Source organism: Clostridium sp. J1101437_171009_A5 (assembly GCF_015547905.1).
GTDB lineage: Bacteria > Bacillota > Clostridia > Oscillospirales > Oscillospiraceae > Pseudoflavonifractor_A > Pseudoflavonifractor_A gallinarum.
The window spans coordinates 142,724-153,175 of the sequence record NZ_JADMVY010000010.1; the positions used below are offsets into that span (position 1 = coordinate 142,724).

A 10,452-nucleotide genomic window follows, 5' to 3' on the forward strand; every position below is an offset into this window, starting at 1 on the left:
ACAAACCGGAACGAATTGGAGTGAACGGCTATGAACTGTATCGAGCGGTACCTGGCCCAGGCCGCCGGTGTGGCCGAGGCCAGACCGGGACAGGATCTGTCCTGCCGGGTCAGCTATGTGGCGGCCCATGATGTGACCGCCCCCATTGCCATCAATATGTTTCGCCAGATCGGCGTGAAGAAGGTCTTTGATCCCGACAGGGTGATCTTGATTGTGGATCACATCTATCCCGCCGCCAGCGAGAAGGCCCGCAACAGCGTGTGGGCCATGGACGATTTTGCCCGGGAGTTTGGGGTCCACCTCTACCAGCGGGGCGAGGGCGTGATCCATCAGCTCATGTATGAGAAGCACCGGGCCAAGCCCGGAGAACTGGTGGTCATCGCCGACTCCCACACCGGGACCTGCGGCGGTTACGGCGCCATCGGCGTGGGCGTGGGCTCCACCGAGCTGGCCGCCGCCATGGCCACCGGAAAGCTGGACCTGGAAGTCCCCGAGGTGGTCCAGATCCATCTGAGCGGAAAACGGCCCGCCAATGTGTTCGGCAAGGACCTGATCCTCTATCTGGGCAGCCTCTTCGGCACCGATTACCTGGTGGACCGGGCCCTCCTCTTCACCGGCCCCGGCATCGCCGACTTCCCGGTGGAGGAGCGGATGACCGTGTGCAACATGGGCATTGAGCTGGGCGCCATGATCACCCTCTTCGGCACCGAGGAAAAAGAGCCGGACACCGTGGAGACCCGCGAGCTGGATCTCTCCGCCATGGAGCCCCAGATCGCCCGGCCCTTCTCTCCGGCCAATGTGGTGCCGGTGAAGGAAGTGGCGGGCACCAAGGTCACCCAGGTGGTGGTGGGTTCCTGCACCAACGGACGCCTCAACGACATGGAGCAGGTGGCCAAGGCTTTCCGTGGAAAGCATGTCCACCCCGATGTGAATACCCTCATCGTCCCCGCCTCCCGGGAGGTGCTGGACCAGATGGAGGAGCGGGGCTGGTGTAAGATCATCCGGGACGCGGGCGCCACCGTCCTCAACCCCGGATGCGGCCCCTGCTTCGGCGCCCATGAGGGCCTGACCAGCGAGCGGGACGTGGTGGTCTCCACCACCAACCGCAATTTCCCCGGGCGCATGGGCAGCATGAAGGCCAACATCTATCTGGCCTCGCCGGCCACCGCCGCGGCCACCGCTCTGGCGGGGGTCATCACCGTGCCGGAGAAGGAGGACTGACATGGAAATCATCAAGGGAAAGATCATCGTCCTGGGGGACGATGTGGACACCGACCAGATCCTCCCCGGCTATGCGATGGCCGAGCCCTATGACAAGCTGGGCGGCTTTGCCATGGCGGGACTGGCCGGACTGGATTTCAACGCCGTCTATGAGCCGGGCAGCATCCTGGTGGCCGGGCGCAACTTCGGCTGCGGCTCCTCCCGGGAGCAGGCCCCCATCGCCCTCAAGCAGCGGGGCGTGTCCCTCATCATGGCCAAGGGCTTTGCCCGTATCTTCCGCCGCAACTCCATCAACATCGGACTTCCGGTGTGGGCGGCCGATCTGGCCGGACAGGTCAAGACCGGCGACCTGGCGGAGGTAGACCTGGAGCAGGGCAAAGTGACGGTGAACGGAGTGGAGTACACCTTCCCGCCTCTGGCGGAAAATGTATTGAAGACACTGGCCTATGGCGGCCTGATCCCCCGGGTCCGCGCCGAGCTGGGAATGGAGTGAGTGAATATGGATATGCAGGAAAAAACCAAACGGATCATCCGGGAAGATATTGAGGCGGTCCGCGCCTATGCCGACTGCTTCGGCGTGGAGATGCCCGATCTGGACGAGAACGGAGAAGTGGTGGGCCTTCCCGCCCCCTATCCCAGAGAGGTGGCGGGCGTGGTCCGCAGCGGCTACCGCATCCATGAGCTGGCCCTGAAGGCCAGAGAGCGGGGCTGGCCGGTCCAGAACCCCATCCTGGGGCGCAACACCGCCGAGGAGACCCTCAAGGAGTCCAAGGAGATGTACGCCTTTGCCGAGAAGTTCGACGAGACCATCTTCCACTTTGTCCACTCCGAGGCCACCCGTCACATCGACCCCCTGAAGGGCCGGGAGCTCATCGAGCAGTCCCGGGGCAAGGGCGGCATTACCCCCAAGGGTGAGCGGGAGTTCATTCAGATGGGCGGCGGTTCCCGCCATCCGGTGCGCATCAACGCCACGGGCGATACCCCCCATCTCTCCATTCTGAACGCTCTCATCGCGGGCTTTGACGGCACCGACATCGGCCCCGTCATCCACGTCCACTTCGGCGGACGCGGCATCCACGACTACCGCACCAAGGTGGTCAACGGCTATAAGGCCCTCCAGATCTGCGCCGAGAACAAGATCTATGTGCAGCTGGATTCCCACAAGCACCTGAACAACATCGGCGGTACCGACGGCATGGCCCTGGCCATGTGCCTGCTGGCCGAGGGTCTGGCCATCCACGCCGGACTGCCCCGGGAGCTCTCCGCCATTCAGATGAACATTGCTGGCATCAATATCTTTGCCGACCTGGCCCTGATGCGGGCCTTCCGGGAGACCCTGTGGAGCGACGGACTCATCGTGGTGCCCGAGACCTTCCAGAGCCCTCCGGGCGACCTGATCGCCGAGGCGGCCCACTTCGCCCGCATGGCGGTCAACGCCAAGCTGGGCGGCGCCGACTTCTACCGGCCCAAGGCGGCCGAGAGCGTGGGCATCCCCACCGGCGACTCCATGGGCCGTGCCATTTGGGGCACTGAGAACGTATTCACCAACACCTATGCCGTGGACATCGAGGACAGCCGCATCACCGAGCGCAAGGCGGAGATCCTGGAGGAGGCCATGGCGGTGCTGGAGGCGGTGCTCCACCTGCCCGAGCGCAGCCTGAAGCCCAAGGACATCACTCCCGCCTTCTGGATGCAGTGGAAGGACACCGAGCTCATCGACCTCATCGTGGAGGGCGGCAAGAGCGGCCGGATGGACTGCCCCCGTGCCGGCGGCTGGGACCTGAAGCGGTTCGTCAAGGTCAACCGGGACCCCGACGGGATCAAGCGCTACGTGCCCGGCTACACACCTCTGGGGATCGATCCCAGCCGGGTGGCCGTCACCAAGGAGGACATCCAGGTGGAGCCCGAGAAGGAGCCCACCCGTCCTGAGAAGATCGTACTGGCCACGGTGGGCGCCGACGCCCACGTCAACGGCATCAATCTCATCCGGGAGACCTTCCAGCACGCGGGCTATGAGGTGGTCTTCCTCCGGGGCATGAACCTGCCCGAGACTGTGGCCGAGGTGGCGGCCGAGGCCAACGCCGACGCCGTGGGCGTGAGCAACCTGCTGGGCCTGGGCGGCACCCTCTTCCCCCGTGTGGAGCAGCGGCTCAAGGGGCTGGGCCTGCGGGACAAGATGGTGGTCTGGGCCGGCGGACGCATCGCCGAGAAGGAAGAGGAGCACCAGTATTACGAGGAGAAGATCAAGAAGGAGGGCGTGAGCTTCCTGGGCGTAGACGCCTTCTTTGGTCCGGATTCCACCCCCGAGCAGTGCCTGGAGACCATCACCCGGCTCATCCAGGAGAAGAAAGCCAAGAAATAAGAGACCCCATTTTTCAGACAGGAGGCTGTGAGAGCCATGAGCGAGCAAAAACGAATTCCCCTTGTCATCATGCGCGGCGGCACCAGCAAGGGTATCTATATCAAGGAAAACGACCTGCCCACCGATCCCAAGGAGCGGGATGAGCTGATCCTGCGGCTGTTCGGCAGCCCCGATGTGCGCCAGATCGACGGCCTGGCGGGGGCGGACCCCCTGACCAGCAAGCTGGCCATCATCGGGCCTCCCTCCCGGCCGGACGCCGATGTGGACTACACCTTCGCTCAGGTCTCCATCACCGACCGGGTGGTGGACTACAAGGGCAACTGCGGCAACATCTCCTCCGGCGTGGGTCCCTTTGCCATCGACGAGTCCCTGGTCAAGGCGGTGGAGCCGGTGACCCGGGTGCGCATCCACAATACCAACACGGGCAAGATGCTCTATGCCGAGGTCCAGGTGAAGGACGGCAAGGCCCGGGTCAAGGGAGACTGCGCCATCGCTGGCGTGCCCGGTACCAGCGCCCCCATCCTGCTGGACTTTGCCTCCACCGCGGGCGCGGCCACCGGCAATGTCCTGCCCACCGGCCACCCGGTGGACACCCTGGAGACCAGCCGTGGTCCCATTGAGGTCTCCATTGTGGACGTGGCCAATCCCTGCGTCTTTGTCCGCGCGAAGGATGTGGGCATGAAGGGGACCGAGACCCCCGACGTCATCGACGGCAACAAGGAGCTGCTGGCCTATCTGGAAGAGATCCGCTCCAAGTGCTGCGCCATGATCGGCATGGCCAAGGACCCCGCCGACGCCACCAAGCATTCTCCCGCCTTCCCCATGGTGGCCTTTGTCACCGAGGCGGCCGACTATGTGGACTTCACCAGCGGCAAGACCATCCATAAGGAGGATGTGGACTTTGTCTCCCGCCTGATGTTCATGCAGGTGCTCCACAAGACCTATGCCGGCACCGCCACCGCCTGCACCGGCGCGGCGGCCAAGATCAAGGGCACCATCGTCAATCAGGTCATCCCCCACATCGATGCGATCGACACCATCCGGATCGGCCATCCCGCCGGCGTCATCCCCGTGGTGGCCGCCGTGGAGGGCAACGAGGTGAAGAAGTCGGCGCTGGTGCGCACCGCCCGCCGTCTCATGGAGGGCTATGCCCTGGTGCCCGACGAGGACTGAGCAAAACGGGAGGAGTGCCACATGCGTGCCAATACGCTGGTCTACGACGTAGGCAGTACCTATACGAAAGCGGCTGCCTTCCGGCTGGAGCGGGGTAAATTCACCTTTCTGGGCCGGGGTCAGTCCCTGACCACACTGGACAACATTATGGACGGGGCGGCCCGGGCCGAACAGAGCATCCGGGAGCAGGGCGTGGACTTTGACGAGGCGGTACAGCGGTACAGCTCCTGCAGCGCCGCCGGCGGCCTGCGGATGGTGGCCCTGGGGTATATGCCCCGGGTCACCGCCAAGGCGGCCAAAGAGGTCTCCATGACTGCCGGAGCCCGGGTCATGCAGGTGGTCTCGGCCGAGGAGCCACTCGCCTACCGGAAAGAGGTGCTCCTGGAGATCAACCCCGACATCATCCTGCTCTCGGGCGGGACGGACGGGGGAGATGAGAGCTGTGCCCTGGAAAACGCGGAGATGATCTGCGAGCTCCACAGCCGGGCCACCGTCATCATCGCCTGCAACAAATATGCCCAGCGGGAGGTGGCCGAAAAGCTGGCCCGGGCTGGGGTGTCCTATGTGCGGGTGCCCAACATCATGCCCACCATCCACGAGCTCAACGTAAAGCCCGCCCGGGAGGCCATCCACGAGCAGTTCATCAAACAGATCACCCGGGCCAAGGGCCTGATGGAGTTCCGGGACAGTCTGGCCGACCACACAGTGGTCCCCACCCCCGGCGCAGTGCTGCTGGCCAGTGAGCTGCTGGCCCGGGGCACCTATGAGCAGGAGGGGGCGGGCTCCCTCATCCTGGTGGATATCGGCGGCGCCACCACCGACATCCACTCCATCCTGCCGGAGCTGGAAAAGCTCACCATTGAGGAGCGGGGCCTGGTCATCAACAACGAAAAGCAGTTTGCCTACCGCACGGTGGAGGGCAACCTGGGCCTGCGGGTGAGTGCCACCGGCATCCCCGAGGCAGTGGGACCCAATGCCATCCTCCGGGCCATGGACGACCCGGACGGGACGACCCCGGAGGGGGTGCTGGCCTTTGCCCAGAAGCTGGAGGACCAGCCCGACTACATCCCCCAGACCGAGGAGGAGCGGATGCTGGAGCGAGCCATGGCCACCTGCGCCATCCGCACGGCTCTGCGCCGCCATGCGGGCCACTACGCCGAGGTGGAGGACCCGGTCATGGGCATCATGGCGGGAACCGCCATGGGACGCGATCTGCGCCATGTGCACCGGGTGCTCTGTGTGGGCGGCATCTTCGTCCACACAGAGGAGGCGGCGGGACGGACCATGGTCCTGCGGAGCTTTGAAGAGCCGGGGATCTCCCTCCTCCCGCTGGAGGAGCCCGATGTGATCCTGGACCGGAATTATCTCCTCTACGCCATGGGCGTTCTGGGCAAGCACTATCCCGACGCGGCCTGCTCCTTCCTCAAGGAGTATGTGGGAGCCGCAACGGAAGAATAAATGATCTAAAACATCAAATTTAGGAGTGATTTTCATGAACGGACCGAAGAAGATCCGGGAGCTCTTTGCTTCCAAGAAGACCATTGTGGCGCCCGGAGCCCATGATATGCTTACCGCTAAGATCATCGGCCGCCTGGGCTTTGACGCGGTGTACATGACCGGCTATGGCCAGTCCGCCAGCCATCTGGGCAAGCCCGACGTGGGCCTCATGACCATGAGCGAGATGGTGGCCCGGGCCGCCAACATGGTGGAGTGCGCCGGCGTCCCCGTGATCGCCGATGCGGACACCGGTTTCGGCAACGCCGTCAATGTGATGCGCACCGTTCGGGAGTATGAGAAGGCCGGCGTGGCCGTCATTCAGCTGGAGGACCAGGTCATGCCCAAGAAGTGCGGCCACATGGTGGGCCGTGAGGTCATCCCCATGGAGGAGATGGTGGGCAAGATCAAGGCCGCGGTGGACGCCCGCGTGGATCCCAACTTCATGATCATGGCCCGCACTGACGCCCGCACGGTCCACGGCATCGACGCCGCGCTGGAGCGCGCCCATGCCTACAAGGAGGCCGGCGCCGACATCCTCTTTGTGGAGTCTCCCGAGTCCGAGGAGGAGATGCGCCGCATCAATGAGGAGCTGCCCGGCTGCCTGACCCTCGCCAACATGGTGGAGGGCGGCCGTACCCCCATGTTCAAGAATGCTCAGCTCTCCGAGTTTGGCTACAACCTCATCATCTACCCCACCGCGTCGGTCTATGTGACCACTAAGGCCATGGTGGACCTGTGGGAGGGCATGCGCCGGGACGACACCACCGAGACCCTCATCGACACCATGATCCCCTTCGCCCAGTTCAATGAGATCATGGGACTGCCGGAGATCCGGGCCATCGAGGCCAACTACGCCACCGGCCGCGTGGTAAAGTAAGACGACCCATTCGTCATATACGGAAAAAGGAGGAGAACCAATGCCTGACATGAGAGCTGCGATCCAGGAAAAACTGCCCCTGACCGTCAGTGAGATGGTGGCCGTCGCTCAGGAATACGGCGTGCGAGTGGTGGACGTGGTCCTGGTGGAGACCGAGCTGCGCACCGGCAAGTCCCGGGAGGAGATCCTCACGGGGATCATGGAAGAATATGCCCACAACCTCAAGGCGGTGGAGATCGGTGTCAAGGACGGCGAGAGCATCCTGTTGGGCACGGTAGCCTCCCAGCTGGCCGCGCAGGAGGGAAGCAAATGCTTTGAGGACTCCTTCCTGGACGACGCCCTGCTCTACACCCTGGGCGCCCAGGTGGGCAACCACTGCGTGGGTCTGCGCCCCTGCGCCGGAACGGGCGATTCCTGCCCCTACTCCGGATTCATCAAGGCCATGATGGTTCACGGCTATGATGACAAGACGGTGGCCGAGACCGCCGCGCTGGTCATCAAGATCGGAAGCCTGTTCCGGGTGGGCAAGGTGACCACTGGGTGCAATATGGAGGGCTTCGGCGCCGGTTCCGCCTGCATTGCGGCGGCCACCGTCTCCATCGGGGGCGGCACCCCCGAGCAGATGGAAAAGGCCATGGTGCTGGCCCTCTCGCCCACCATCGGCGTGCCCTGCACCCCCCGGGTGCTGGTGCCCGCCCTGTGCACCACCCACGTGGGCGGCGCCATCCTGATGGGTATGTATGCCGGTCGGCTGTGCATGAAGGTGGATATGACGGTCAACGTTCCCTTTGACGTGATGCTGGCCATGGCCGCAGAGGTCCATGTGGAGTCGGGCCGCCACCTGGTACCCACCGTGGTGGAGTATATGGAGCCCTTCTTCAAGCGCAAGCCCGCGGTGGAATCCCTGGTGAGCCAGGCCGTCCGGGATGCCGAGGCCAAGAAGATGGCCGAGACGCTGGAAAAGGCCAAGGCCAAGGCCAAGCAGCTGGCCCAGGGGACCGAGAGCATTCTCCACACCCTGGGAGACGCTGTGGTGGGCGGAAGCAGCCAGGCGGTGGGCAGCCCCACTAACGCGGCCCGCATCTGCCATGAGCTGGTCAAGGGGACCATCCGCAAGGTACGGGTGGAGCTCTATCCCGAGCTGTTTGCCCGCCGTTCCATCAATATCCCGGGCGTTCTGATGGGCGCGGTGTACGGGGCATCCACCTCGGACTATGCCATGTACAACAAGGCCGTGCAGATGGTGAAGGACGACGGGATCGAAGTGGAGATCGTAGAGGGACATGAGCCCTCCCTCCAGAAGATCACCATTACCACCGATGAGATGACCTGTATGGTGGATACCCTCAACCGCGGCGGCGGCCGCCTGGTGCTGCGGGATGCCTCCCCGTCCCTGGCCGAGGCGGAGGAAGCGGCAAAGCGGCTGGGGATCGTCCTGGTACAGCCGTAAGACACGGCGATATGCACTGCGCCCCCGGACCTGGGAAGAGGACCGGGGGCGCAGTTTGCCAAATCAGAATAGGAGGCGCGGCATATGCTGCATTTAAAGGAATATCTGCCCGAACTGAACCAGGGCCTGGCCCTGGATGTGGGGACCCGCTTTGGAGAATTTGCCTTCAGCCTGGCGGAGGTCATGCCGGAGGGCTCCCGGATCATCGGCCTGGACAGCGATACCCGGACCGTGGAGCAGGCCCGGGAGAAAAACGGGGACAAGGGGATCGAGTTCCAGGTGGGAGAGGGGGCCCATATGGAGTTTGCCGACGGTACCTTTGAGGTGGTGGCCCTCTCCAACACCCTGCACCACATCGAGGACTATGACGCAGTGCTCCATGAGATGCTCCGGGTGCTGCGGCCGGGCGGGTGGCTGGTCATCAATGAGATGTTCTCCGACGGTCAGAACCGCCCTCAGCAGGTCCACTTTGCCCAGCATACGCTGGAGGCTAAGTTGGATATGCTCTCGGGGGGCTTTCAGCGTCCCACCTGGAAGAAGGAGGAGATCCTTGCCATCCTGAGCCGCCTTCCGCTCCGGGAGGTGCGCACGGCAGAGCTTCTGGAGGAGCCCGAGATGGACCGGAAGCTGGAGACCAAAAATGCCAAGCTGGTAGAGCTGGTGGAAAAGAAGGCGGCCGGTAAGCCGGAGTATGAGGCGCTTCTGGAAGAGGCGCAGCAGATCCAGAAGGACTGCGCCGCATATGGTATCCAGCGCTGTACCCAGCTGCTCTATCTGGGAAAAAAGGAATAAAAAACAGGCGGGAGGATCGGTCAGATCCTCCCGCCTGCATGTTTGGTGGGGAGATGTTATCGGATGTGGGTCCGCAGGAGACCCACGCCCTGGATCTCGCACTCCACGGTGTCGCCGCTCTTGAGCCAGCGGGGCGGGTCAAAGCCCATGCCCACCCCGGCGGGGGTGCCGGTGGCGATGATGTCGCCGGGCTCCAGCGTGATGCCATGGGAGAGCTCAGAGATGAGATGGGGGATGTCCGCAAGAAACAGCCGGGTATTGCTGCTCTGACGCAGTTCGCCGTTGACTCGGCTGCACACGTCCACCTCAATGGGGAAGGGAAGGGCGCTCTTGTGGACCAGTGTGGGGCCCATGATGGCAAAACCGTCCAGGCTCTTGCCCCGGTACCACTGGTTGTGCCGCATCTGGATGCCCCGGGCCGACATGTCATTGAAAACGGAGTAGCCAAAGATATAGTCCTCCGCCTCCTCCGGGGCCACATTGCGGCATTCCCGGCCGATGACGACGGCCAGTTCCACCTCGTAGTCCAGACAGGGGTCCAGATCCAGATGACCGTCAATCGTGGCGTCATGGGGCGTCATGATGTGGGCGCGCTTGGAGAAATAGACGCTGTCCTGATGGGCAATCTTGCCCATTGCGGCCTCACTCTCCTCCAGGTGGTCCCGGTAGTTGACACCCACGCACAGAATGTCATGGCAGGGCTTTGGGATGGGCGCGAGCAGCTGCACGGAGGAGAGGGGCGTTCCCTCCGACTGCGCCGACGCCGACGCAGCCCGGGCCAGCAGGTCCGGACCGGCGTCGGCGATGAAGGCGGTCAGAGTGGACCACGCGCCCAGACCCGCTTCCTCCAGGGAGAGCACCCGCTGCCGGTCCGCGGTGAGCAGACCGGGCAGCTGGATGCCGTCCCGCAGAAAGGTCACGAATTCCATGGGATGGTACACCTCTTATTCAGATGAGAGTAAATTACACGTAGTTGCACACGCGGGCAATGGCCATTTCCATATAGCCGAGAGACTCGGCCTTGGTCTGCTTGCCGCTGGCCACGTCGGCCACCAGCTGCAGGAGCTCGTCGCCCATCTG

Annotated in this window: 9 protein-coding genes; 8 read left to right on the forward strand and 1 reads right to left on the reverse strand. The window is 63.9% G+C overall.

The features are described from left to right. The first annotated feature begins 30 nt into the window (after positions 1 to 30). The 8 genes from I2C21_RS13525 (at position 31) to I2C21_RS13560 (ending at position 9,372) form a co-directional block, all read left to right on the forward strand. Positions 31 to 1,221, forward strand: a complete 1,191-nt coding sequence (locus I2C21_RS13525; RefSeq protein ID WP_101691448.1) for a 3-isopropylmalate dehydratase large subunit — start codon at positions 31 to 33, stop codon at positions 1,219 to 1,221. A 1-nt stretch (position 1,222) separates the two neighbouring features. Then, entirely contained in the window at positions 1,223 to 1,714 is a 492-nt protein-coding gene (locus tag I2C21_RS13530) for a LeuD/DmdB family oxidoreductase small subunit (protein ID WP_101691447.1), read from the forward strand. 6 nt (positions 1,715 to 1,720) lie between these two features. Next, positions 1,721 to 3,583, forward strand: coding sequence for a cobalamin-dependent protein (locus I2C21_RS13535; RefSeq protein WP_286167301.1), 1,863 nt, complete (start codon positions 1,721 to 1,723; stop codon positions 3,581 to 3,583). A gap of 36 nt (positions 3,584 to 3,619) precedes the next feature. Then, complete coding sequence (locus I2C21_RS13540) at positions 3,620 to 4,756, forward strand: 2-methylaconitate cis-trans isomerase PrpF family protein (RefSeq protein WP_193538316.1); 1,137 nt, start codon at positions 3,620 to 3,622, stop codon at positions 4,754 to 4,756. Positions 4,757 to 4,777: 21 nt separating this feature from the next. After that, positions 4,778 to 6,214, forward strand: a complete 1,437-nt coding sequence (locus I2C21_RS13545) for a glutamate mutase L (protein WP_193538318.1) — start codon at positions 4,778 to 4,780, stop codon at positions 6,212 to 6,214. Positions 6,215 to 6,248: 34 nt separating this feature from the next. Continuing rightward, positions 6,249 to 7,130, forward strand: coding sequence for an isocitrate lyase/PEP mutase family protein (locus I2C21_RS13550; RefSeq protein ID WP_101691443.1), 882 nt, complete (start codon positions 6,249 to 6,251; stop codon positions 7,128 to 7,130). A gap of 40 nt (positions 7,131 to 7,170) precedes the next feature. Next, entirely contained in the window at positions 7,171 to 8,580 is a 1,410-nt protein-coding gene (locus I2C21_RS13555) for a serine dehydratase alpha family protein (protein WP_101691442.1), read from the forward strand. An 84-nt stretch (positions 8,581 to 8,664) separates the two neighbouring features. Continuing rightward, entirely contained in the window at positions 8,665 to 9,372 is a 708-nt protein-coding gene (locus I2C21_RS13560) for a class I SAM-dependent methyltransferase (protein ID WP_195279495.1), read from the forward strand. 56 nt (positions 9,373 to 9,428) lie between these two features. Here the strand turns inward: I2C21_RS13560 and I2C21_RS13565 are convergent, their stop codons facing one another. Then, positions 9,429 to 10,301: a fumarylacetoacetate hydrolase family protein gene (locus I2C21_RS13565; RefSeq protein ID WP_101691440.1), complete on the reverse strand. Its 873-nt coding sequence runs from the start codon at positions 10,299 to 10,301 to the stop codon at positions 9,429 to 9,431. Between the last annotated feature and the right edge of the window lie 151 nt (positions 10,302 to 10,452).